The sequence below is a fragment of the Glutamicibacter sp. 2E12 genome, from assembly GCF_050030965.1.
Classification (GTDB): Bacteria; Actinomycetota; Actinomycetes; order Actinomycetales; family Micrococcaceae; genus Glutamicibacter.
In genome coordinates, this window is sequence record NZ_CP188297.1 from 2,083,087 (window position 1) to 2,107,404 (window position 24,318).

At 57.8% G+C, this 24,318-nt stretch carries 21 protein-coding genes and 1 riboswitch; of the genes, 10 read left to right on the forward strand and 11 right to left on the reverse strand.

From position 1 onward, the window contains the following. Positions 1-10 precede the first annotated feature (10 nt). Together ACP3TE_RS09815 and ACP3TE_RS09820 are read left to right on the forward strand one after the other, a co-directional pair. Positions 11-400, forward strand: a complete 390-nt coding sequence (locus ACP3TE_RS09815) for a heavy metal-responsive transcriptional regulator (protein ID WP_133835017.1) — start codon at positions 11-13, stop codon at positions 398-400. A 154-nt stretch (positions 401-554) separates the two neighbouring features. Beyond that, positions 555-1,550: an arsenic resistance protein gene (locus ACP3TE_RS09820; RefSeq protein WP_402696815.1), complete on the forward strand. Its 996-nt coding sequence runs from the start codon at positions 555-557 to the stop codon at positions 1,548-1,550. A 535-nt stretch (positions 1,551-2,085) separates the two neighbouring features. Here ACP3TE_RS09820 and ACP3TE_RS09825 read toward each other — a convergent pair. The 3 genes from ACP3TE_RS09825 to ACP3TE_RS09835 are packed head-to-tail and all read right to left on the reverse strand — an operon-like array spanning position 2,086 to position 4,036. Continuing rightward, positions 2,086-2,697: a hypothetical protein gene (locus tag ACP3TE_RS09825; RefSeq protein ID WP_402696816.1), complete on the reverse strand. Its 612-nt coding sequence runs from the start codon at positions 2,695-2,697 to the stop codon at positions 2,086-2,088. Then, positions 2,697-3,557 (reverse strand): hypothetical protein, encoded by an 861-nt coding sequence (locus ACP3TE_RS09830; RefSeq protein ID WP_133835020.1) that lies wholly within the window; start codon positions 3,555-3,557, stop codon positions 2,697-2,699. Before ACP3TE_RS09830 ends, ACP3TE_RS09825 begins: the two co-directional genes overlap by 1 nt. 2 nt (positions 3,558-3,559) lie before the next feature. Further along, a complete protein-coding gene (locus ACP3TE_RS09835; RefSeq protein WP_166650873.1) occupies positions 3,560-4,036 on the reverse strand; it encodes a S8 family serine peptidase in 477 nt (158 codons plus the stop codon). A gap of 802 nt (positions 4,037-4,838) precedes the next feature. On the opposite strand from ACP3TE_RS09835, the gene cmtR reads away from it, so the two are divergent. Together cmtR and ACP3TE_RS09845 are read left to right on the forward strand one after the other, a co-directional pair. Beyond that, positions 4,839-5,207, forward strand: a complete 369-nt coding sequence (gene cmtR, locus ACP3TE_RS09840; RefSeq protein ID WP_013350243.1) for a Cd(II)/Pb(II)-sensing metalloregulatory transcriptional regulator CmtR — start codon at positions 4,839-4,841, stop codon at positions 5,205-5,207. Then, positions 5,204-7,144, forward strand: a complete 1,941-nt coding sequence (locus tag ACP3TE_RS09845; RefSeq protein ID WP_402696819.1) for a heavy metal translocating P-type ATPase — start codon at positions 5,204-5,206, stop codon at positions 7,142-7,144. Before cmtR ends, ACP3TE_RS09845 begins: the two co-directional genes overlap by 4 nt. Positions 7,145-7,521: 377 nt before the next feature. On the opposite strand, the gene ACP3TE_RS09850 is transcribed toward ACP3TE_RS09845, so the two are convergent. Beyond that, positions 7,522-8,697, reverse strand: coding sequence for an amidohydrolase (locus ACP3TE_RS09850; protein WP_133835032.1), 1,176 nt, complete (start codon positions 8,695-8,697; stop codon positions 7,522-7,524). A 339-nt stretch (positions 8,698-9,036) separates the two neighbouring features. Next, positions 9,037-10,356, reverse strand: coding sequence for an MFS transporter (locus ACP3TE_RS09855; RefSeq protein WP_402696820.1), 1,320 nt, complete (start codon positions 10,354-10,356; stop codon positions 9,037-9,039). A 678-nt stretch (positions 10,357-11,034) separates the two neighbouring features. Between ACP3TE_RS09855 and ACP3TE_RS09860 the strand changes: the two genes are divergently transcribed. The 5 genes from ACP3TE_RS09860 (at position 11,035) to ACP3TE_RS09880 (ending at position 16,344) form a co-directional block, all read left to right on the forward strand. Beyond that, a complete protein-coding gene (locus ACP3TE_RS09860; RefSeq protein ID WP_426733399.1) occupies positions 11,035-11,445 on the forward strand; it encodes a hypothetical protein in 411 nt (136 codons plus the stop codon). 612 nt (positions 11,446-12,057) lie between these two features. Then, entirely contained in the window at positions 12,058-12,681 is a 624-nt protein-coding gene (locus tag ACP3TE_RS09865) for a hypothetical protein (RefSeq protein WP_426733401.1), read from the forward strand. A 394-nt stretch (positions 12,682-13,075) separates the two neighbouring features. Continuing rightward, complete coding sequence (locus ACP3TE_RS09870) at positions 13,076-13,648, forward strand: copper chaperone PCu(A)C (RefSeq protein ID WP_133835026.1); 573 nt, start codon at positions 13,076-13,078, stop codon at positions 13,646-13,648. Further along, positions 13,648-14,850 carry a Dyp-type peroxidase gene (locus ACP3TE_RS09875; protein ID WP_133835027.1) on the forward strand — a complete coding sequence of 401 codons (1,203 nt, stop codon included), beginning with the start codon at positions 13,648-13,650 and terminating at the stop codon, positions 14,848-14,850. The genes ACP3TE_RS09870 and ACP3TE_RS09875 overlap by 1 nt, the downstream gene beginning before the upstream one ends. A gap of 45 nt (positions 14,851-14,895) precedes the next feature. Beyond that, complete coding sequence (locus tag ACP3TE_RS09880) at positions 14,896-16,344, forward strand: PepSY-associated TM helix domain-containing protein (RefSeq protein ID WP_133835028.1); 1,449 nt, start codon at positions 14,896-14,898, stop codon at positions 16,342-16,344. A 122-nt stretch (positions 16,345-16,466) separates the two neighbouring features. Here ACP3TE_RS09880 and ACP3TE_RS09885 read toward each other — a convergent pair whose 3' ends face one another. The 6 genes from ACP3TE_RS09885 to ACP3TE_RS09910 all read right to left on the reverse strand — a co-directional run bounded on the left by ACP3TE_RS09885 (position 16,467) and on the right by ACP3TE_RS09910 (position 23,066). Continuing rightward, positions 16,467-17,309: an IS3 family transposase gene (locus ACP3TE_RS09885; protein ID WP_426733404.1), complete on the reverse strand. Its 843-nt coding sequence runs from the start codon at positions 17,307-17,309 to the stop codon at positions 16,467-16,469. A gap of 8 nt (positions 17,310-17,317) precedes the next feature. Continuing rightward, positions 17,318-17,638, reverse strand: a complete 321-nt coding sequence (locus ACP3TE_RS09890) for a helix-turn-helix domain-containing protein (protein ID WP_402696783.1) — start codon at positions 17,636-17,638, stop codon at positions 17,318-17,320. A 258-nt stretch (positions 17,639-17,896) separates the two neighbouring features. After that, a complete protein-coding gene (cycA, locus tag ACP3TE_RS09895; protein ID WP_402696823.1) occupies positions 17,897-19,399 on the reverse strand; it encodes a D-serine/D-alanine/glycine transporter in 1,503 nt (500 codons plus the stop codon). A 321-nt stretch (positions 19,400-19,720) separates the two neighbouring features. Further along, positions 19,721-19,819, reverse strand: a riboswitch (glycine riboswitch). 228 nt (positions 19,820-20,047) lie between these two features. Continuing rightward, positions 20,048-22,306 carry a heavy metal translocating P-type ATPase gene (locus ACP3TE_RS09900; protein WP_133834169.1) on the reverse strand — a complete coding sequence of 753 codons (2,259 nt, stop codon included), beginning with the start codon at positions 22,304-22,306 and terminating at the stop codon, positions 20,048-20,050. A 56-nt stretch (positions 22,307-22,362) separates the two neighbouring features. Continuing rightward, on the reverse strand, positions 22,363-22,677 hold the full coding sequence (locus ACP3TE_RS09905) for a heavy-metal-associated domain-containing protein (RefSeq protein ID WP_105656112.1): 315 nt from the start codon (positions 22,675-22,677) through the stop codon (positions 22,363-22,365). 59 nt (positions 22,678-22,736) lie between these two features. After that, positions 22,737-23,066 carry a metal-sensitive transcriptional regulator gene (locus tag ACP3TE_RS09910; protein ID WP_105656113.1) on the reverse strand — a complete coding sequence of 110 codons (330 nt, stop codon included), beginning with the start codon at positions 23,064-23,066 and terminating at the stop codon, positions 22,737-22,739. Positions 23,067-23,162: 96 nt separating this feature from the next. Here ACP3TE_RS09910 and ACP3TE_RS09915 point away from each other — a divergent pair, with 96 nt between their 5' ends. Then, positions 23,163-24,305: a lipid II:glycine glycyltransferase FemX gene (locus ACP3TE_RS09915; RefSeq protein WP_133834168.1), complete on the forward strand. Its 1,143-nt coding sequence runs from the start codon at positions 23,163-23,165 to the stop codon at positions 24,303-24,305. Positions 24,306-24,318 lie beyond the last annotated feature (13 nt).

The following is a 24,318-nucleotide window of genomic DNA, read 5'->3' on the forward strand; positions in this document are numbered from 1 at the left end:
GTCAGCGAACATGAGAATCGGACAACTTGCGCAAGCGACCGGAACCACGACCAAGACCCTGCGCTTCTACGAGGATTCGGGGTTGCTTCCTCCGGCCGAGCGTCTGGCTTCCGGCTACCGGGACTACAGCGACGGTGCCGTGGGGCTGGTCGGGTTTATCCACCGCGGCCAGGCCGCCGGGCTCACCCTCGCCCAGATCCGGCAGATCCTGAAGATCCGCGAACACGGCCAGGCCCCGTGCTCGCACGTCCAAGGCCTGCTGGGGTTGCGGCTCAGGGAGCTCGATGCCCAGATCGCCGAACTGCTGGTCCTCCGGGAAAGCATTTCCCAGCTCCACGCAAAGGCGAGGGATCCGGAGCCGGACTCCTGCTCCGCCGACCAGGTCTGCCGCTACATCTGAGTGGCAGACCTGGTCGGATGGTGTCGTGGGGTGACGCCCAGCGGCACCCCGCGGGGCCATGAACGCGAAATGCCCCGGTCCCGCAGTCGGTTCACTGTCCTTCACCACGGTCACTCGGGCATCAACTCCTGCTCGACCGCCCGCGTCGCCTAACATGGGCATGGTGAAAACCCAGAACCTCATTGCACGGATGGAACACCACCAGATCGGCCTGTACCTCGTGGCCATCCTCATCGGCGGCGGCGTCGGGTTCCTTGCCCCCGGCTCGGCCGGAGCATTGGAACACTCGATCAACCCGGTCCTCGGGCTGCTGCTCTACGCAACGTTCCTGGGCATCCCGTTCGCCTCCATCGGCAAGGCCGCCAAGGACCTGCGGTTCATGGGAACCGTGCTGGTGCTGAACTTCATCGTGGTCCCCGTCGTGGTGTTCGGACTGACCCGCTTCATCGCCGGGGACCAGGCCCTGCTGCTCGGGGTGCTGCTGGTCCTGCTGACCCCCTGCATCGACTACGTCATCGTGTTCACCGGCCTGGCCGGCGGGGCCAGCGACAGGCTGCTGGCCGCCGCCCCGGTCTTGATGCTGCTCCAGATGCTGCTGCTGCCCCTCTACCTGCTGCTTTTCGTCGGCCCCGACGTGGCCTCGGCCATCGACCCCGCACCCTTCGTCGAGGCCCTCATCGTCTTGATCCTCATTCCCCTGACGGCGGCAACCCTGACACAGGCGCTGGCGCGCAAGGCCGCGGCGGGCAGGATCATCATGGACATCATGCAGGCCCTGATGGTTCCCCTGATGATGGTGACCCTGGCGGTGGTCGTCGGTTCACAAATCACCGGAGTCGGCCAGGAAGTTGGCTCGCTGCTGGCGGTGGTGCCGCTTTACGCTGCGTTCCTGTTGGTGATGGTGCCGCTGGGAATGCTGGCGGCCAGATGGGCACGTCTCGATGTCGCCGCCACGCGTGCAGTCGTATTTAGCGGCGCGACCCGCAATTCACTGGTCGTGCTCCCGCTCGCCCTCGCCTTGCCCGAACCTCTGGCCCTGGCCGCATTGGTCGTGGTCACCCAGACGCTTGTCGAGCTCATCGGCATGGTCCTCTTCGTCAGGTTTCTGCCCCGGATCATTCGGACTGAACAACACCGTCAACCAGCCTAATTTTGCCCATCCGGGCCACTGCCGCCAAACAATGCCGTGGTTTAACCGCCGCCCCAAGTTGATAGTCACAACCGTGGGATCGGGGTTCCATGAGACGTCTTGCAACCTATAGGTTGGAAGACGTCTCACCTCGAACACGCTGTCGTTATCACGGAATTTTCAAGTCAAACGGTACCCACGCAAGTCTAAATAGCAACCAAGCAGTCTAATTTGCCCGATTTTTCAGGTTGTTAATCCACCCCGTTTCAGACATCGTGAGAATTTTCGAATCCTGCGACGAACTGAAACGTTCCGGATGCCGTGCACCAGCCGTGGCTTGGTAGCATCGCTAAATTATTCACGTACTAGAAAATCTGGGTTAGGAAGAAGACTTCCACCGTCAGGGGAACCTGCCGGTGAGAGCAAGAAAGGAAATGACCTACAACACGGCACCTGCCATCCTGTAGGCCACTCACTCATTCTCGCCGGGGCGTTGACTAACTCTGTAATAGCCCCAGAGCATTTAATCCAACTCAATGCAGCGCCTATGCGTTGCCTAGATGAGCCCGGATTCAGCTGTTGCTTCGAGGTAGTCCACAAACACGGGGTCCGTCAGGTCTCCCGCACGCATGAAGGGCCCATCTTCCGGATCTTGTTCACGGCGCGGCGGGAAACCAATGACCGCGGTGAGGTACCGGTTGAGTTTGTCTCCTGCCACCCCATAGACCTTGAAGCCGGTGATGAAACTTCCTTCGCGCTCAAGCAACACCGAGACCCGTTGTCCCAAGGCATGCTGGGCCGAAAGAACCCGATATGGGAGTTCCAGCATGTCGCCATGGAAAAGCTCCTGCCAGTAGAACTCGGCGTCTTCAACGGCATCTTCATCGACAGCGACCGGCCGCCCATTTCTTAGTTTCAGGAGAACCGCGGGATTGGTGATGGTAAACAACGCATCAATCAGGTCCTCCCGCACTTCCTCATCGAATTCGAATCCATCAGGTTCCATCAAATGAACAGGAATTCCGTAGGCCTTATAGTTGTCTTCAAGGAGCGCGCGTACCTGTGTCGGAGTCACCGAGGGCAACTTTGCGGCTTCCCACCTCTTCATCAATTCTCGTGGATCTATGGGAGTCACGGTCATTTGATCAGCTCCATCTTTTTCCTCCATCAGCATGCCTGGCCGGCAACACCGTAGAAGGCGTGTGATCCAGGACTGCGTCCTGATGGGTGGTAGTGACAATACTTCTTGGAGGAATTGGTCTTGTCTTTTTCAGGGCCAACCGGTGTTTTGCTTCTCACGCTATAAGCCACAGACCTTGCCCCGGCTTTGGTAGTTGACCATACATCACCGCTGGCTCGAGCACGCGACACGGCCTCGTTCTTCGACATTCCGTCACCAATGAGCAAGCCGTTTGTGCGGCGTACAACTTTGTAATGAGCAGGCGGATTCTTTTTCTTGCGAATAGCCTCCCTGATACCTGCAATCGCTTTGTCGGCTGCTATATAAGTTACACCAGCGATCACAACTACGGCCGAGGCAAGGAATAGAGCCTTAAAAATTGCTCCCAGTGAAGGAACTAGGATCAATGCCAGAGGAATTACCGAGTAGTCTGCTTGATCAGATCGATATTCTGATTTTTCGCCGGTATCAGGGTTTGTAACCGTAAACCAGATGAGCTCTTCATCAACCTGGAGTACATCTACCTGATAGGTTCCACTAACGATGTCCTCGCTTTCGCTTTCGACCGTGAATTCTGCGGTACCTGAATCATTGTCCAAGACGAGAGACTGTGAAATTTCTTCACCAGAATCTAGTTCGGTGGTTGTTTCAACTGAAACTTCTTCGCTGTCGATCTCGGCTTCAAGGAGTTCAAGACCTTCTTCGGAGAGTGATTCCTCAAGCGCATCCTCAGAATAAACAACGGTTTGTGTTTCTGAGGTCATTGCAGGGTCAGTAACTTCTCCACCGTGTGGCATCAGACCAAGAACGAGGCTTGGTACAAGGACAAGCCAGACTAGTACTTTCATTTTTATTCGATCCTTCTATTTTGTTGTATAAGTTCTGCTATTCCTTCGGATGGAGTTTTTCCCGCAAGAATCCCTTTAAGGATCTGATTGGCAGCAATAGCAGTCGCCACAGAGGTGCCGCTGCTACTATCGATGTCTCCAGACGATGTGACGTATGGAATGTTCTCGCCGGACAAAAAGACATCGACGTTTTTCTGCGCGCTGAAAGATGCCGGTTTTTGACTATTGTCCAGTGCGCCGATCGAAAGTACTCCGTCGAATCTGGCAGGGAATCCCGGAGACATACCCGGTCTGTTTCCCGATGCAGCGAGGATGGGTGCCCCCGTATCAACCAATTCCTGAATTGCGTCTTCAAGACTCCGGCTCGAGGTCCCAGATGTCAACGCGATAACCGTGAGATCGACGCTGGAATCTGATAACGAGGTGATGGCCTCGGTCAGTTCTCTACTACTAGCGGAAACTTCACCGGAAAGCTGCACGTGCCTAATCCGCACTCTGGAACTCCAATCAGGGCACGTTTCCGCGGTCAATTCGAGAAGGTGCGAAAGTGTGACTTCCGCGTGATGAACTGCGGTCCCAGAATTGACGACAGGTTCGTTGCTTATGCTCTGATGCTCAATATTGAAGCATTCATAGGCTGTCCCGTCAGGCAGGTGTGAGTCGATGACTGCGATTTCGATGAGATTGTCGGATCTGCTGGAGCTCGCACAGGAACAGATCAAGAGGGCCGAGGCGATAACCCATATCACTGTTAGGAGTAGGCTCTTCAATGTTAGTCCGATCACGAATATTGATGTTGTCACGCAAGGTTTACCACAACGATTGACTAAGAGTGAGAACTAGAAGTATTTAATCTGCTTTATTTTCACTTTATTACCTGATATAGATTTCGTGAATCTGTGTCACCAAGAATCATGGTTGTGCTGCATTACTCGAAATTCATCCTTATATCAGGTTCACCAGAATCGTCACTAGAACCCACGAGGCCCTGCCTTGATAAGGGAGGGAAACACCAACGGATAGGTCAGACCACCAGACCCACACCTGTTGGCGGCAAGCAAGCGAGGTACACGCCCATCCTTCTGAATGTATCAATACTCGTAGAATGGATGATGTATCGACGCATAGTTTAAGGCACTGAGTTTTACGACGAAACGCACCTCTAACCCTGCTGAGTTTTCAGCCGTCAGAAATTTTCACCATAATTGTCTTTTCAGTATTTCAAAAACGACCGATTTTGGGCGGTGCCACTAGTACATCAAGTGCTGTACAGTACATCGTATGATGAACATTGAATCACGGATCGATGCGATGAACCGGCTTGGCCGCGCCATGGCCGACCCCACCCGGTCACGCATCCTCCTGTCCTTGCTGCACGAACCCGGATACCCAGCGGAACTTGCCCAGGCCCTAGGACTGAGCCGCGCCAACGTTTCCAACCATTTGACCTGCCTGCGCGGCTGCGGAATTGTCGTGGCGAAAATGGAAGGCCGCAAAACCCGGTACGAAATCACCGATCCTCACCTCACCACCGCCCTGAGCGCCCTGGTTGACGTGACGTTGGCCGTCGATGATCAAGTACCTTGCCTGGACTCTTCCTGCCCTGACTGCGCCACCAGCGCCGATCGAGAACACGAGGAGCAAGCATGAGTTCCGCCTGCGGTTGCGATTCACCGGAACCCACCGAAGAATTCGAAGAGGAACTGCCCTGGTGGCGGGATTGGCACGTGCTCGTTCCCATAGCCTCAGGCGTTTTCTTCCTCGCTGGGCTCGTCCTTGAATGGAGCACCCACGGCGAAAGCGCCGCCATCGTGGCCTTGGTGCTGTTTTGGATCGGCCTGCTGCTGGGCGCTTTTACCTTTGTGCCCGGCGCCCTGCGAAACCTGTTCACGAAACGGAAACTCGGCATTGGGCTGCTGATGACCATCAGCGCCACCGGTGCGGTCATCCTCGGATATATCGAAGAAGCTGCAGCCCTGGCATTCCTGTATTCCATTGCCGAAGCCCTGGAAGACAAAGCCATGGACAGGGCACGCTCGGGCCTGCGCTCTTTGTTGAAGCTCGTCCCGGAAACGGCCACCGTCATCCGTGACGACGCACCGGTCGTGGTCAGTGCAGCAGAGATCAAGATTGGCGATGCCCTGCGCGTGAAGCCTGGTGAACGCTTGGCAACCGATGGCGTGGTCAGCCAAGGATCAAGCAGCTTGGACACCTCCGCTATCACGGGGGAATCAATTCCCGTGGAAGTAACCGTAGGCGACCAGGTTGCTGCTGGTTCCATCAATTCATCCGGCGCGCTAGTAGTCACTGCAACGGCAAACGGCACGGACAACTCCCTGACCACGTTGGTGAGCCTGGTCGAGCAAGCCCAGTCGGAACGTGGCGAACGGGCACGGCTCGCTGACCGCATTGCCCGCCCGCTGGTTCCCGGTGTCATCGTCCTGGCCGTACTGGTTGCTGTGCTTGGAGCGATCTTCGGCGATCCCGAAACCTGGATCACCCGCGCACTGATCGTGCTGGTCGCAGCCTCGCCTTGCGCGATGGCCATCGCCGTTCCTGTCACCGTTGTTTCCGCCATCGGAGCTGCCAGCAAGTTCGGTGTCATCATCAAAAGCGGAGCAGCCTTCGAACGGCTTGGTTCCCTGCGCCGCATCGCGGTAGATAAAACTGGAACACTCACACGCAATCAGCCAGTGGTCACGCAAGTCCAGACCGTTGATGATGCGACTCGCGAAGAGGTGCTCGCCGTTGCTGCCGCCCTGGAACAGCACAGCACCCACCCTCTAGCTACGGCCATCACCGCAGCAGTACCCGCGATACCGGAGGCAGCGGCGGTTAACGAAGAGCCAGGACACGGCATTACCGGCGTCCTGGATGGTGTTCAGGTCGGGGTCGGCAGTCCTCGATGGATTGCCCCAGGATCGCTTGCTTCCGCTGTTGAATCCATGGAGGCCTCCGGGCAAACCTGCGTCATGGTCACCCGTGCAGAGCAGGTCATTGGCGTGATCGGCGTGCGCGATGAACTACGCCCTGAAGCGGCCGAGGCAATTCGAGACCTGCATAACCAGGGAATCGACGTGGTGATGCTCACCGGCGATAACTCCCGTACTGCCCACGCGCTGGCTTCAATCGCCGGTATAGACACCGTTCATGCCGAACTGCGACCTGAAGACAAGGCCCGTGAAATCGCTTCGTCGGTGCAGCAGGTTCCTACAGGGATGATCGGTGACGGGATCAACGATGCCCCTGCCTTGGCTAGCGCTACCGTGGGGATTGCGATGGGCGCTACCGGTGCCGATGCCGCCATAGAATCAGCCGACGTAGCCTTCACCGGCCATGACTTGAGACTGATCCCGCAAGCCTTGTCCCATGCGCGACGGGGCCGAGCGATCATGAATCAGAACATCATCTTGTCAATGGCGATCATCGTTGTCCTGCTGCCCTTGGCTATTACCGGAGTGCTTGGATTAGCTGCGGTAGTGCTGGTACACGAGGTGGCAGAAGTCATCGTGATTGCCAACGGCCTTCGTGCTGCCCGCGTCCACCGCAAGCAGCTCACACAGCAATCTGGCAACGACCTGCATTAGCGCTGGTTTCGTTGCTGTTGAAGGCGGGGCACTATTTCCACCAGGAAATTAGCACCCTGCCTTCAACCATTTAGAACCAAAGTGAATCGTGCTAAGCGATGCGCCATTTTTACTGGTAATAAACCGCCAATTGAAACTAACAGTCACACACCGGGGGAGTGGTATCCGTTGAGACGTCTTGCAACTCTTGGGTTACAAGACGTCAGGAGTATTGCACTTGGGGATCCTTCGCTCAGATATTCGATCGAACGGAGGCATACGGACATCCGAGTCTCAGCACTGATGTGGTGAACGTTTCAGATTTGCCTGCGCATAATGGACCGGCTAGTGCGGCTGTGGTGGCCAGGCATCCGGCTGGTCACCACAGTCGCTTGCGGTCAGTTGCCGAGTTTGCTCTTCAGCGCGGTGATAGCGGCCATCGCCGCGGTCCACAGGGTGGGTTCGGGCACGGGGACGAACCGCGGCGAGTGGTTGACCGGCATGGTTCCGGAGTCCACCGTGTTTTGGTCGAAGCCCCCGAAGAACCAGAACACCGAGGAGATCCCCAACGAGCCTGGCAGAATGCCGAAGTCCTCCGAGCCCATCTTTGGCTCGGCCTCCTTGACGTTATCGGTGCCCAGCGCGCTCCGCAGAGCCACGGTAAGTTCCGCCGTTGCGTGCGGGTCATTATAGTTGTGCGGGACACGGGAAAGTTCCTCGATAGTCGGTTCCGGTGCACCTGATGCCGCGGCCTCGGCGGAGATGATGCGGCGGATCGCGGCAAGACCCCTTTCGCGGGTGTCCTTGTCCATGGTGCGCACGTTGAGGGTGAACTCTGCGGTGGCCGGGATAATGTTCTCCTTCAGCCCGGCATGGAAGGTGCCCACGGTCACGACAGCGGCCCGACGTGGGTCGATCTCGCGGGCAACGATGGACTGCAGGCGGGTTACGATGTGCGCGCCCAGCACGATCGGGTCGATGGAGTCCTGCGGCTGAGAGCCGTGAGACTGTTCCCCGAACAGGGTCACCTTCCAAGAGTCAGCGAACGCCATAGCCGGTCCGCCAACCACTTCGACCGTCCCGGCGAGCCCGGGCATCAGGTGCTGGCCGTAGATGATTTCCGGGTGAGGGGCCTGGTCCCAGAGTCCATCATCTACCATGGCTTGCGCCCCGGCGCCAGTCTCCTCGCCGGGCTGGAAAATCAGCACGAGGGTCCCAGACCAGTTATCACGGTCGGCAACCAGCACCTCCGTTGCAGTCATGAGCGCGGCAACGTGGGTGTCGTGTCCGCAGCCGTGCATGACGGGTACCTCGGTGCCGTCAGGCAGCGTGCCGCGGGCGGTGGAGCGGTAGTCGACCTCGGAATCCTCCTGGATCGGCAGGCCGTCCGTGTCCGCACGGAATCCGACGACGGGCCCCTCCCCGTTTCGCAGTATGCCCACCACACCGGTGCCGCCGCAGCGGAAATTATCGATGCCGAGGGTGTTCAAGCGGGCCTCGATGAACTCCGCGGTGCGATGTTCCTGCATGGATAGCTCGGGGTGCGCGTGCAGGTGGTAGTAGAACGCGAGCATGCGTTCTCGCACTTCTGCGGACAGCTCCGGGTAGCGGTCGGAGGTGGCGATGGTATTGGTAATGGTTTCGTTTTGCACGGTGACCTTTCGGCATTGAGGGCGTGCCCGGAATCGGGCCGGTCGGCGGTTCTGTGTGGCTATGGGTGGTGGACTGGCCAAGTAATCAGCAAAACCTTGGGGTTCCGTCTATCTCAGTGGCTCGTGAGGAAATTAAGCTAGACCGCTGCGCGGAGGTGGCGCATCATACTGCCCGGTTGAAACACACAAGTTGAGGTACTCCGACCGAGACGTAGACCGACTCGAATGGAGAACTGCAAGAGATTGGAGCGTGCGTCTGAATCATTGATTCATGTCTTTGCCCTTTGTCTCAGGAAGGGATCGGACGACAGCCGCACTAGTGAATAGAAGCGCCACGGCGTAGAGATTGAACATCCAGGGCTGCCCCACGGCTTCGCTGAACAGCGTTTGTAGATACGGGGCAGTGCCACCAAAGACTGCAACGCACAAGGCATAGGGCACGGCGACTCCAACAGTGCGGATGTGAGGGGGGAACATCTCTGCATACACTGCCGGGGTGATGGAAGTGATAGCGGCCACGAAGATAAGCATCACCGACATTGATACTCCAAGTTGCCATGCCGCGTCCCGAATAAACCACGTCATGGGGAAGTGCAGAGCCGCTGCTCCCAGGAGGCCGATCAACATCACCGGCTTTCGTCCAATCCGGTCGCTCAATCTTCCCCACAGGGGGAGGGCAGCGATGAAAACAATGTTCGCCAGTGTCGCAGCCAAGAGGGCCGGTCCAGAAGCGATATTGAGACTGGTAATGGCGTGTGCGGGAGCATTAACAGACCACACGTAGAAGATGATGGTTGCACCCACAGTCATGCCGACAACCTGGAAAGCTTGCTTGCGGTGTTCGACAATCGAGGTCCAGAGCGATGGTTTAGCGACGGCGTCAACATGCTTGTTGCGAATGCCTTCGAAAGCTTCGGTTTCGGACATGCGCGCTCGCATGAAGAGGCCGTAGAGGCCGAATACTGCGCCGATGAAGAATGGAATGCGCCAGCCGAAGGTGGCCATTTGATCTACGGTAAGAAGCCCCGTGAGAAGGGACCCCAAGAGCGTTCCGAAGATGACTCCGACCGTGGCAGCGATGTAGATAATGGATGACCATAGGCCGCGACGTTCACGCGGGGCAACTTCGGCCAGATAGGTCTGGGCAGAGGGAAGTTCCCCACCGTGTGCGAGGCCTTGGAGGAGCCGGGCGACCAGAAGCAGAATTGGGGCGAGAACGCCGACCGCCGCGTAGGTCGGTGTGAGACTGATTGCCAGGCTGCCTAAGGCAGCGAGTCCGACTGCGATTGTCATGGAAGGCTTGCGTCCGATCCTGTCGCTAACCCATCCGAAGATGAGGCCGCCAAATGGACGGGCGACGAATCCCACGGCAAAGATGGCGAGGGTCGCAAGAATGGCCGAGGTCGGATCGTTGGGGTTGAAGATCTGTGTGGCGAAGAACGGGGCGAAAATCGCGTAAACGGCCCAATCATAGTATTCAACGCATAGGCCAACGCCGGTGGTGAGGGCCGAACGGCGTGGGGATTGGGATGGCGGTTGCGGTCGTCCTGTGCGGATGTTGGAGGAGGCCTTCATAGTCATATCTAGCTCCAGGGTGGTTCGTAGGGAAGAGAGAATAATTGTCGGGGATCAGATCGGTCAGTAGTTGCTGGACGATGTTGATCGAGTCCACGGGAACCCGATCGTTGACGTCGTAAAAGGGATCGGAAGCCGAATTTCGCTGAAATTTTCAGCGGATTACACTTCACTCGTTGCTGCCGATTGCCCCTCTAGGTACGGGAGTGCAGGGCCTGCTGGGTCATACGCAGCATCTCATCTGTAAGGATCGATTGGGAGATCGCGAAGTTCAGTCTCGCGTGTACAGCGCCACTGTCTCAGTCCAGGAAGTCGGTAGTCAGGATGGCAGACACAATGTGCGTGAGTTTTCTGCGGTGAGTTTGCTCATGTGTGCCCCAAATTCTTGGCCAGCGCGTAAATACGCCTCTGGTTCCCTTGTGTGGATTGATTTGGGGCGAATGACCCCAACTGGCACCCAAAGTGATTTTAGTCACTGTTGAATAAATGGAACACTACACAAAAACGGAACAACATTCCACAATTTTTAAATAAATAGGCACATTTCGTCCTAATGCTTGCGTTTGAAGCGTAAAGGGTTCTTATAATGGAGCAGTGTTCCGACTGATGGCCAATATGTATTGGCTTCCGAGAATTTTCATATTTCTGATATGTATCCGAGGGCTGATGATTGCCAGTTGATGCATGCGGATCAAAATCAATAAGGGAGCCAGTATGTGCCTCGTAGAAACCCAGTTAGATATCGTCAACAGGGTCGAAGCCGATGTCCCGCGAAAGACTTTCGAAGCGGTGACAGGCGACCGAAATCTTGGAAAGTTCACGTTTAAAGCTCATGGCACTTGCGCTGATGGTGTAAGTCTCGCATCTGAGACCGGAACCACCGCGCAGGGCGGTGTTCGTGATGAATCACGAGTCAATAAATTTTCGTTGAAGGGCGACGAGTCAGCGGCTCTCGTGGGCGTGGATATTGCAGCTTCCCTGTCGAGTACGCCCTGCAGGGACTTGCCGCCTGCTGCGTTGCAACCGTTGCCATCAAGGCTGCAGATGCTGGAATCACCCTTCGTACATCATCTAAATCTGCGATTCAACCGCTAAATTATGCTACCAAGCTCATGTCTAAGCGGCGTTGGGATTGCTTCCGAGCAATCGTATGAGCGAGGTTTTTCGTGGAGTTCCGAACGGTTTGTCCGGCCCGGGGTGCATTTCTGCGAATAGTTCGAAGAGCCGCCTACGCGCGTTCTCCTCCACCGCAGCGCCTCTGCGACGTCGTGCACCTCAACTAGTACAAAAACGTCTAAATTCCATCCGTATCCAGGACGGAGTTGTTCCCAGAAATTGACTCGATAGCAGGGTGAATCCTCTGACTCGTGTGGTTCGGCCTGGACTGTTTCCATGGTGTTCATGGCCCCAATATACAAACGTGCATTGGGGCACTCCGGTGAAGCTTTGACGTCTGCGCGGCATTCAACCGTCGGAGCTGATAGATGGCGTCCAAGTTATTTTCCTCAGGGCAGGATGTCTGTGGTGCTAAACAATGCCGTGATTTAACCACCAAATAAAGGTCGCTGTCATGGATTCGGGTAATCCCGTAATGAGTGTGTCGAAGGCATACGTTATGAGTCCCCTTGCACCAGAGCTGCACCACCAGGGTTGGAATATTTTTACACGATGTAGAAATGTAGCACCCGGTCTGGAATACTTGGAACCGTGCGCAAATCTTCCCGCTCAACACGTGCTCTCAGAGGCACCGCCGCCGCGCTCTTCGCGACGTTCGTTTCTCTGACCTCACACGTGCTCGCGGGAGGAGCTGTACCGGAAGTCCTGAATGTCGCATTACCTTTATCGCTTTCGGTCCTCGTATGCATGTTGCTTAGCGGCAAAAGGTTCACGCTCAAGCGACTTGCTGGCATGGTGGGGTTCAGTCAGGTGATCTTCCATCTTCTGTTCTCGATGGGCGCCGAGGACTCCTCGATATCGACCGCTGAGCAGGCCCTGCATGCGCATCATGGAATGTCCATGACCGTCGATGTAGCCACTTCAACTGACGTTGCCGCCATGAGCCATGGCGATAACACTATGCTCTTGGCCCATCTTATGGCGGGCCTAGCTACAGTTCTCGTCCTGCACCGCAGTGAGCAACTATTCATTGTGGCCTCTGACATCGTTGATTTGTTCACCTGGAAACTGCTGTGGCGGATTATTAAATTCGTCTATCAGCCGGTTCTGCCACAGTCAGTTCCTACCGAGCTACGCGAAATCCCTGCATACACAGTGGCCGTATATGCCACCTCTATTGTTCGCAGAGGACCACCGGCACTAACAACGGTGTAAGGTCACCCTTGCATACGACACACGGTCTGAGACCCGTTCCGCTCCCCCTTTCTAGTGAACCGGCGGGTTGTTTTTCATGACCGTCAATGGATGATTTGCTGATTCTTCTCCTCTAGCGCAGCCTCGATAGGTACTTGGTCGCAACGATTCTCGCTCTAGCCACCAGCGATATGAGCTGGTATTTCTAGAGACTCCCGGATCAGCCGATGGTCGTATGCCGAAGGCTCTTACATCGCACTTTTACACGGCCTTTTGATCAAGGCCACTCTTGTACTTTGCTGTGCCCAGCGCCAGATGCCTTAACAACCTGTGGGCATCTCCCTGGTTTGCAACTGCGCAGCACCACTGCTTTGAAGCATCAACTGGCGCTTCCCTCATTTTCTTAGGAACAACCGTGAAAACCTCTTTTGCCCTGCGCACCATTGCCCTGTCCTCTGCCGTATTGATCGCCTTGGCAGGTTGTGCTGCCAATCCCGCTGAAAACAGCAGCTCCACCCCGGCCGGTGCCTCCATCACAATGACCGATCCGTGGGTGAAAGCTGCCAACGAAGGAATGTCCGCAGGATTCGGCACCATCAAAAACACAGGAGAACAAGATGTTACTGTCACCTCGGTGACCAGTCCCGCCTCCACTGATCTGGAACTACACGAAACATTGGCTAACGAATCCGGAGCCATGGTGATGCGTGAAAAGACTGGTGGTTTCACCATCCCCGCCCACAGCGAATTACACCTGGAGCCAGGAGGGAATCACATCATGCTCATGGATCTGACCGAACCACTGCAACCAGGCAGTGAGGTGCGTATGACCCTGAAATTCTCTGATGAGACCACCTTTGATATCACCGCGCCGGTGAAGGACTTCGCAGGAGCAAATGAAAACTATGAAGGCTCCGAGCACGAGGGCATGGAGCATAACGAGATGAAGATGGATGACTCGGCTTCGGAAAGCGCTCACGATCACTAATGCCCTATGCAAAGACATCCACTACGACACGCCCTAGCCGGCGAGGGGTACTGTTCGGCGGGGCCGCCGCGGGCCTGGGGGCGATTGCTGCTCTCGGGGTCGATTCGCTGACCAGCACTGCTGCGCCGGCTGGTGCTTCGGAGCCATTGCACGGCTACAGCATGATTCCCTTCTACGGTGCCCATCAGGCAGGGATCACCACCGAGCCTCAGACCCATGCAACCTACATCGCATTGAACTTGCGAGATGCTCTTGACCGTGAATCCTTAGGCCGTCTGTTGCGCTTGCTCAGCGACGATGCGGCAAGGCTGACTCAAGGTCAGCCGGCCCTAGCGGACACTGAGCCTGAACTGGGCGTGGTTCCCGCACGCTTGACCGTGACCTTTGGATTCGGGCCGAAGCTCGTGGAACTTGCTGGGTCTTCGGGCGCAGAGATCCAGCCACTACCGAAGTTCACCATCGATCAGCTTGAGGAGCATTGGAACGGCGGAGACCTGGTGCTGCATATCGCTTCCGATGATCCTCTGACCGTTGCTCATGCTCAGCGGATGCTGCTCAAGGATGCTCGCCGGTTTGCCTCGGTGAAATGGGTGCAAACCGGGTTCCGCCGCTCCCGGGGATCCGAAGCCAGTGGCACCACAATGCGCAATCTGTTCGGGCAAGTCGATGGAACCGTCAACCCTCAACCCGGGACTGAGGATTTCAATGCTCTGGTGTGGAGCGCGGATGGGAGTACCACCATGGTGATTCGACGTATCCGCATGGACGTTGATACATGGGATGAGCTGGACCGTTCCGGCCGGGAGTTCAGTATCGGGCGTACCTTGGCTAACGGGGCGCCAACCACTGGAACCGCAGAACATGATGAGCCAGATTTCGCGGCGACGAATGAGTTGGGACTGACCGTTATCGCCGCTCATTCGCATATTCGACGAGCCCGCTCGGAGAACACCGATGAAAGGATTTTCCGGCGCGGATACAACTACGACGACTTACCGGGCGGGAACGAAATCTCCAATTCCGGGCTGATCTTCGTGTCCTACCAAAAGAGCGTGGCTAAGCAATTTACCCCGATGCAACAACGCTTAGCGGACCTTGACGCGCTGAACCAATGGACCACGCCCATTGGATCTGCTGTCTTCCTGGTCCCGCCGGGATGCGCTGAGGGAGGCTTCATCGGTGAAACACTTTTCTCGTCCTAGCTACCGCCACCTGCATTCTTCATGCTCTTCCCCCAAGGATCATTCATGACGCTTTTGGAAACTACAACCCCGGAATCACGACCACCGTCCGTCCCGCCGAGGACTGCCCGCAAAGGCTGGTTCGGGCAGCTGCTACTGAGACTGCACTTCTACGCAGGAATCTTCATCGGCCCGTTCATCCTCGTGTCTGCCGTCAGCGGCGCTTTGTACGCGATCACACCCCAAATCGAACAAGCGATCTACTCCAAGGAGCTTCACGCGCCCGTTGCTGATTCCTACTTGCCACTGGCTGATCAAGTGGAAACAGCCAATGCCTATATGGGCGGTGGTGACGCGCTAGTGGCCGTCCGCCCGGCCCCGAACCCCGGGGATACCACCAGAATGATGTACGCCGACGAGAATCTTGGTGCCAGCGAAACCAGAGCCATTTTTGTTGACCCTGCTACCGCGGAAATCCGCGGTGATCTCACCGCTTACGGGACCAGCGGTGCCCTTCCGCTGAGAACCTGGATTGACCATTTGCACCGCAACCTGCAGCTTGGTGAACCGGGACGACTTTATAGCGAACTGGGAGCCTCCTGGTTGGGTGTTATTGCCCTTGCTGGATTGGGTTTGTGGATCTTGAGGATCAAGAGAACGAGACGCAAAAAGGATCTCATCCGCCCCAATATCAAAGCCACTGGCTATCGTCGGCTGGCAAGCTTGCACGGATCCCTTGGCATCTGGATCCTGCTCGGGGCGTTCTTCCTTTCCGCTACCGGTATCACGTGGTCGACCTACGGCGGTGCGAACGTCAGTGAGCTGCGTAGCGCACTAAGCTGGGGTACCCCCGCGGTGGCCACCGATTTATCAGCCGCCGAAGATAGTGCCAGTGATGAGCACGCCCATCACCACGGGGCCGCCGTTGCTCCAATCGGTGAGTCGGTGAATCCGGCAGCTTTCGACACCATGCTCTCCATTGCCCAAGAAGTGAACGTTAATACCGGGCTGGTTGAGATCAAGCCTCCTGCTGCGGAAGGGAAAGCATGGGTGGTGCAAGAAATTCAACGGTCCTACCCAACTGAGGTTGATGCAACCTCTATTAATGGTCAAAGTCTAGAAGTGGTTGACCGTGTTGATTTCAAGGACTTCAGCCTCGCTGCGAAGCTCTCGCGGTGGGGCATCGATATCCATATGGGATCCATGTTCGGGGTGCTGAATCAGATCCTGCTGTTCCTTCTCGCATCCGGGATCACCACCATGGTGGTTCTCGGTTACGTAATGTGGTGGAAACGCCGTCCAATCAATAATCCTGCACGACGCATGGGCAAAACTCCTTCCCGTGGCGGATTGACCCGTGCCCCATGGTGGGGAACTCTGCTGGTGCTATGTGCGGCTGTCGCTGTAGGGGTTTTCTTGCCGCTCATGGGAATCAGCCTCGCAGCGTTTCTCCTAATTGATGTGATTGTTGGCCGGATGCAACGGGCTAAAACTAAACGCCTAGCCCCCGAATAAGAATCAATCAGCACCTTGTCTGAACTGTGCCCTCGGCCTGTTGCCCGGAGTGCCTAATAGCCCCAGAATCTATTGATGTGAACTGGGTCCCAAAAGTTGGACGAGCTAAATAATAGTCCTGCTTAGGCTGCAAGGGTATGGCATCGATATTCCATCGGCGTCATACCCTTCAGTCGTTCCTGACGCCGACTGACGTTGTACCAATCAATGTACGTCTCAATCTCCACCTTGAGATCCTCGAAATCTGCGAAGTGCTCTCCATGGAACATCTCCGACTTGAGATGACAGAAGAAATTCTCCATGACCGAGTTGTCGAAGCAGTTCCCTTTACGAGACATGGACTGCACCGCACCATGCTCCTGCAGCAAAGCCTTCCACGACCAATGCTGATACTGGAATCCTTGATCCGTATGGACCAGCAGCTTCTTCCCGAAATCTTTCGAACCTAAGGCTTGAGCCAAGCTCTGATTAGTGAACGCCGTAGTTGGTGACGAAGCGATCGTGTAGCTCAAGATGCTGTGGTCAAACAGATCCATGATGGGAGGCAAATACAGTTTCTCCTGGTCAACCCTGAACTCTGTCACGTCACTGACGTAAACAGTGTCCGGTGTATCAACATCAAAGTGCCGCGCTAACAGGTTTTCAGCGATCTTGCTCTGCTCGCCCTGGTACGAGTTGTAGCGTCGCTTAGGGCGCGCTTTGGACTGAAAATTTAGGATTCTCATGAGCTTACGGACCAGCTTTATGCCGATGGCCCATCCTTGAGCGCGCAGGTCCATGTGGACTCTTCGGTACCCGTAGCGTCGTTTGCTGTTCTCAAACGACGTGGTGATGGCTGCTTTGAGGTCCGCATACGGAGCTGTCTGATCCATCAACTTCAGATGGTAGTAATAGGTTGACCTGGCTAAGCCAGCTACGGCCAGCAGGTCTGCGAGGTCGTGTTCTGACTTGAGGGTGACAATCACCTGGGTTTTCAGCGATGCCCCTGATCCCTCAAGTCTCGGAGTTTTTCCAGGTAAGCGACCTTGGCTAGCAGTCGTTTATTTTCTTGGCGGAGCTTGTCTTCTTCGCTCAAAGGCGATTTAGGTACGGAGCCTTTTGGGTGTCCTTTAGGTTTGGGCATCAGTGCGTCGTCGCCGCCTTTTCGCCATAACCGCACCCAATCGGCAACCAACACGTCGGAACTGACGTTGAACTTTGCGGCAAGTTCCATGGCAGTTTCACCTGCAAGGAACCGGTCAACGATTTCCTTCTTGGTCTCGAAGGAATACTGCTTTTTTGCTGGTTTCTGCATGAGGCATAGCCTGCCATGTAACCGCCACTGATTGTAGAGGCGCTTGCTCGCGGATGTACCGACTTTAATCACTGATGCCACAGACCTATATCCATAGCCTTGCTCGAAGAGTTCCACGAGTTGCTCGCGTTGGTACTCGGATAGTGTGCTTCGTGCGTGCATGAAAATGCTCCCCTAAAGTTGTTGACTTTTACAGTCCAACTTTCGGGGAGCAGTTCAATGCCGGGGCCTGATCGAGAGACCTGTCAGGTGCCCGGGCTACTGGTGGATATCCTCGGAGACCTGCTCCGCGGTTTCCGCTTCAAGCTTGGCGAAGAACTTCGCTTCACGGTAGGCGGCGGCCTCATAGCGTTCGTGCGCCACCTTGGCCAGGTGCGCGGCGCGCAGTGCCTGGTGCTGGGGGGTGCGGCGGATGTACAGGTAGCCTGCGCCCAGGATCAGGAACCATGCCGGGGTGATCAGCAGGGCGCTGAAGGTATCAACCTGGGTGGTCAATGCCCAGAGGATGAAGCCGAAGAAGCCGAGTACCACGTAGGGCATGACGACCCCGCCGGGCACCTTGAACTTCGAGGCGTCATGCAGGTGCGGGCGGCGTGCGCGGAAGACCAGGTAGCTGAGCAGGATGATGGTCCACACGAACATGAAGCACAGGGCCGAGACTGTGGTGACCAGGGTGAAGGCGCCCATCACCGAGTCGCCACTGTAGAGCAATGCGACGCCTGCCAGCAGGAACATGCAGGAGAACATCAGTGCGTTCTTCGGCACCTTGCGGCTTGAAAGCTTGGCGAAGCCCTGGGGCGCATCGCCTTCCATGGACAGGCCGCGCAGCATGCGCGAGGTCGAATAGATCCCAGAGTTGGCGCTGGAGGTCGCGGAGGTGAGCACCACGAAGTTGATGATGCCCGCGGCACCGGCCAGGCCGGCCAGGGCGAACATGCCCACGAACGGGGACTGCTCGGCGGAGAACAGGTTCCACGGTTCCACGGTCATCAAGATGATCAAGGCTCCGACGTAGAAGAACAGGATGCGGATGGGGATCGAATTGATCGCCTTGGGCAGCGTCTTTTCCGGGTCCTTGGTTTCCGCTGCGGTCGTGCCGACCAGCTCGATGCCCACGAACGCGAACACCGCAATCTGGAAGCCGGCGACGAAGCCCATGAAGCCGGTGGGGAACATGCCGCCTTCGGTCCACAGGTTGGAGAAGGAAGCGGTGGCCGAGTCGTGCTCGAAGCCGGTGATGACCATGACCAGGCCGACTACGATCAGCGCGCCGATGGCCACGATCTTGATCAGCGCGAACCAGAATTCGGTTTCGCCGAAGGCCTTCACGGTGGCCAGGTTCAGCACCAGCAGCAGTGCGATGCAGCCCAGCGCCGGGATCCACAGCGGAAGGTCGCCCCACCAGAAGGCGACGTAGTGGGCGATGGCCACCACGTCGGCAATGCCGGTGACTACCCAGCAGAACCAGTAGGTCCAGCCGGTGAAGAACGCCGCCCACGGGCCCAGCAGGTCCCCGGCGAAGTCGGCGAAGGTCTTGTATTCGAGGTTGCTCAGCAGCAGCTCGCCCATGGCGCGCATGACGAAGAAGAGCATGAAGCCGATGATCATGTAAACGAAGATGACCGACGGGCCGGCGACCGAAATGGTCTTGCCCGAGCCCATGAACAGGCCGGTGCCGATAGCGCCGCCAATGGCGATCAGCTGGATGTGACGATTGGAGAGCCCGCGCTCGAGAGTGGGATCAGAACTGGTGGTACTCATGCTGGTTGCCTTCCAGGAGTGTGGCGTGACGCCCTGAAGGTGTCCTGCCTCCAAGCCTTCATGGCTTGGAGCGCAGGGACTGGCTTCGTTGAACACATCCGGTACGGAGGATTCCAGCTGGCATGCCCGGCAAGCTGCGCAAGGAGCAGGAGCCGGTTAAGCCACGGGGAGTACCTCGAAACCGGTGCGCTCGGTGCGGCACTGTTCTAGGTCCCTCCCCAATCTGTATGTATACCTGAGAGTTTTCACTTCGGCCCGACTACTGGGCGAAGATTGCTCCTTCGGTGAGCGCGGCGGAACCGTGCTGCTTTCCAGATTTGCCTCTTCGTGGCGGTACGGGTGCCTGAGAGTTTCCCGGGGAGGAAATTGCTCCTACGGCGCCCGCCCATGGTGTGGACGGATCTCTCCCGCCACGCATCAACGGCATATGTGGTGATTGCCATCACAGTATGCGCAGAAAAACGAACGTGGTGCAAGTCGCAATTTCACACTCCAGGCCCCGGATAACCGCTTGGACACGCCAATCGGGGAAAGTGGCGGGCGAAATGGGGGATTTTCTGCTTCGTAATGATTCGGGAAGCAAGGGGCATGGATACGGCTAAGCGGGGCATCGGATCAACCGATGCCCCGCTGTGGAAGCCCGGAGGCCTACTTCCCGAACCGTCGCAGTCGCAACGAGTTCAGTACCACCAGCACCGAGCTGGCTGCCATGGCCGCTCCGGCGATCATCGGGTTCAGCAAACCCAGGGCCGCAATCGGAATGCCGGCAGTGTTGTAGGCGAAGGCCCAGAACAGGTTCATCTTGATGGTGGACAGGGTCCTGGCCGACAGATCGATGGCCTGCGTGACCTGATGCAGGTCGTTGCCCATCAGGGTAATGTCCGCGGCTTCGATGGCCACATCGGTGCCCGAGCCCATCGCGATGCCGAGGTCGGCCTGTGCCAGTGCTGGTGCGTCATTCACGCCATCACCCACCATGGCCACGACCTTGCCCTGCTCCTGCAGCGATGTGATCGCCTTGGCCTTGTCGGCGGGGAAGACCCCGGCGAATACGTCTTCGGCCTTGATGCCTACCTGGGCGGCGACCTCGGTAGCCACCGATTGGTTGTCGCCGGTCAGCAGCACCACGCGCAGGCCGCGCTCCTGGAGTTCGGCAATAGCTTTCGCGGAGCTGTCCTTGATCTTGTCCGCCACCGAGATCACAGCTTGGAACTGCTGGTCCACCGCGACCAGGATGGCGGTCGCGCCGGCCTGTTCGGCTTCCGCGAGCATGGCCTTGGCGGAGTCATCCAAGGAGGTGCCCTGGGCTTCGAGCCAGCTGAAGCGGCCTACGGCAACGCGATGCCCGTTGACCGTGCCGACCACGCCGCCGCCTGGATCCGAATCGAAGTCGCTGGCCTCGGGCAATGGACCCAAGCCGGCTGCGGCCTTGGCGATGGCCTGGGCGATCGGATGCTCGGAATGGTGTTCCACGGCACCGGCCAAGGCCAGGACCTCATTGGGATCGACCCCGTCGATGGCCTTGGTGCCTTGATGGGTCATGATCCCGGTGGTCACGGTGCCGGTCTTGTCCAGCACGATGGTGTCCAGCTTGCGGGTATCTTCCAGGACCTGCGGGCCGCGGATCAGGATGCCCAGCTGCGCGCCGCGTCCGCTACCGACCAGCAAGCCGATCGGGGTCGCCAGTCCCAATGCGCAGGGGCAGGCGATGACCAGCACGGCGACCGCAGCGGTGAACGCCTGGTAGGGATCGCCGCTGGCAAAGAACCAGATCATGAACGTGAGCAGCGCAATGGCCAGTACGATCGGCACGAAGACGGAGGAAATCCGGTCAGCCAGGCGGGCAATGGGCGCCTTGCCCGACTGGGCTTCGGAGACCAGCTTGCCCATCTGGGCCAAGGTGGTGTCCGCGCCAACGCGGGTAGCTTCAATCACCAGCCGGCCCGAGGCATTCAGGGTCGCGCCGGTGACTTCATCGCCGGGCGCAACTCTCTGCGGTACCGATTCACCGGTCAGCAGCGAGGTGTCTACCGCGCTGGCGCCGTCAATGACCACGCCGTCGGTGGCGATCTTCTCGCCGGGGCGCACCACGAAATGGTCCCCGACCTGCACCTGCCCGGCAGGGATCTTCACTTCCGTGCCGTCGCGAAGCACCACTGCATCCTTGGCGCCCAGGTTCAGCAGGGACTTCAGCGCATCGGATGCCGAGGACTTGGCGCGGTGCTCCAGGAAGCGGCCTAGCAGCAGCAAGGTGGCCACGACGCCGGCCGTTTCAAAGTAGAGCGCATGCTCGGACATGGACATGCCGACATGGGCAGTCAGCTGCGGATCGAGGATCAGCTGCACTGCAGAGAAGAAGTAGGCCGCGAGCACACCGAGGGAAACCAGGGTGTCCATGGTCGAGGCCAGGTGCCGTGCGTTGACGGCCGCTGCCTTGTGGAAAGGCCAGGCGCCGTAGAAGACCACGGGAGTGGCCAGCGCGAAGGCGACCCAACCCCAGTGCGGGAACTGCGCTGCGGGAATCATGGAAATGATGAACAGCGGGATGGTGAAGATCGCGGAGACCAGCAGGCGGCGCAGCAGGTGGTTGGGCACCAGGTGCTCGTGCCCGCCGTGCTCATGCTCACCATCTCCCTGGTGATCCGAACCCGCAGGTTTGGGCGGGTGCTTGAGGGAAGCGGTATAGCCGGCGGCTTGCACCGTATCGATCAGTGCTTCATCGGTGACATCGGCTGGGACCTGGACCTTGGCGGTTTCCAGGGGCAGGTTCACCGTCGCGCTGACACCGGGCAGCTTGCCGAGTTTGCGTTCCACCCGATTCACGCACGAGGCGCAGGTCATTCCCTGGATGTCCAGATCGACGGTGCGCAATTCGGGGATTGTTTCATGCGGGGCATGGGAAGTCATGATTTACGACCTTGCACTTTCTTGCCGTTGTGGCTTGGTGCCTGGCTTTTTTGCGGCTAGGCGTTAATTGCTTCGACGGTGTAACCAGCCTCGTCGATGGCATTGCGAATGCTTTCTTCGCTTACGGTTGCGCTGGTGGTGACGTTGGCGGTGGACACGCCCTTCGCATCGAGGAACACTTCGACCTCTTGCACCCCGTCAAGCTCCTTGAGCTCCTCGGTGACAGAGGATACGCAGTGGCCGCAGGTCATGCCGGAGATCTTGATTTCCACATGGCTAGTCAGCGGGGTGCTCTGCTCGCGGGGAATGATCTGCAGGCCCTGGTTGGAGTTCTTTTCCGAGGAGCATCCGCAATTGCAGTTGTGGCTCATGATCTTGCTCTCTTTCGATGAATTCTGTGTGAATTGGAAATGGGTCCGTTGGGGCGCGCTCAGCGCACCAAACGGGAGATGGCGGCCGTGGCCTCGGCGATTTTGTCTTGCACGATGGATGGATCACCCGTCTCGATGGATGACTTGGCCGCATCAACCACGCAATGGCCGATATGGTCATCGATCAGCTGCACGCTGACCTTGTGCAATGCCGCGTTGATAGCGGAGATTTGGGTCAGGATGTCGATGCAGTACTTGTCTTCATCGACCATCTTGGCCACTCCGCGCACCTGGCCTTCAATGCGCTTCAGGCGTCGTTCCAACGCGCTTTTATCCGCGTGATAGCCGTGGTGCTCAGCTGTTTCATGTGGCGTGTGGTTGGTATCCATATTTCGATCATACCCCCTAGGGGTATTAAGTCAAGTACCCCCTAGGGGTATCCAGCATCCCCCAGCCGGAGAGGGAAGCACGGTAGGATTTCACCCGTGAGCCACAACGAACTTCATGTGCGTCCGATTTCCGGCACCGAGCACTCAGCATTCCTTGAGACCGCCCAAGACGTCAGCTTCCTGCAGCGTCCCGAATGGGCCCAGGTCAAGGGCGGCTGGCGCGGTGAATCCCTCGGCTGGTTCGAGGAAGACGAGCTGGTAGGCGCGGCACTGGTGCTGCATCGTGCAGCCCCGGTCATCAAGAAGACCCTCGCCTACATCCCCGATGGCCCGGTCATCGACTTCGGCACCTATGCTCCTGGACAGGTAATCCAGCCGCTGGCCGCCTACCTGAAGAATCGTGGCGCATTCCAGCTGAAGATGGGCCCGGGACTGGCCGTGCGCACCTGGGGTGCCGCCGCGGTGCGCAAGAACCTGGGCAAGGAAGGGTTCACCCAGCTCGCTGACCTTGAAACCCAGAGCACCTCAGGCACCGCGCTAGCGCTGAATGACGCCTTGCTGGAAATGGGCTTCTCCAAAGAAGATGTGGGTCTGGACTTCGCTGCGGGCCAGCCGGAATTCGTGGCCCGCGTGGCGTTGCAAGATGATGACGGCAACCAGCTGGACGTGGACCAGGTCATGGCCAGCTACTCGGCGACCACCCGCAACGAGACCCGCAAGGCGCTGAAGAGCACCCTGGAAATCGAAGTCGGCCAGACCAAGGACATGGCCCGCTTCCATGCCCTGTACAACCACACCGCGGACCGCCAGGACTTCACCGGCCGCCCGCTGGGATACTTCGAGAAGATGCACACCGTGCTCAACGAAGCGGTGCCGGGCTCCTGCACCCTGTACATCGCCAGCAATGAAGGCGTGGACCTGGCCGCATCCATTGTCATCCGTTCCTCGAACCTGGCCTGGTACCTGTACGGCGCTTCCTCCTCGGAGCAGCGCAAGCTGTTCGCGCCGAAGGCGATCATGCAGCACATGGTCATCGATTCCATCGAGGCAGGTTGCCGCTATCTGGACCAGGGCGGCGTGAGCGCGACCCTGGACAAGGAGCACCACCTCTCGGGGCTGACCAAGTTCAAGACCAACACCGGCTGCGACATCGTGCAGACCAACGGCGAGTGGGACCTGGCGCTGAACAAGCCCCTGGCGTGGGCCTTCGAAAAATACATGAACTGGCGCAAGAAGTAGGGAAAACACCACT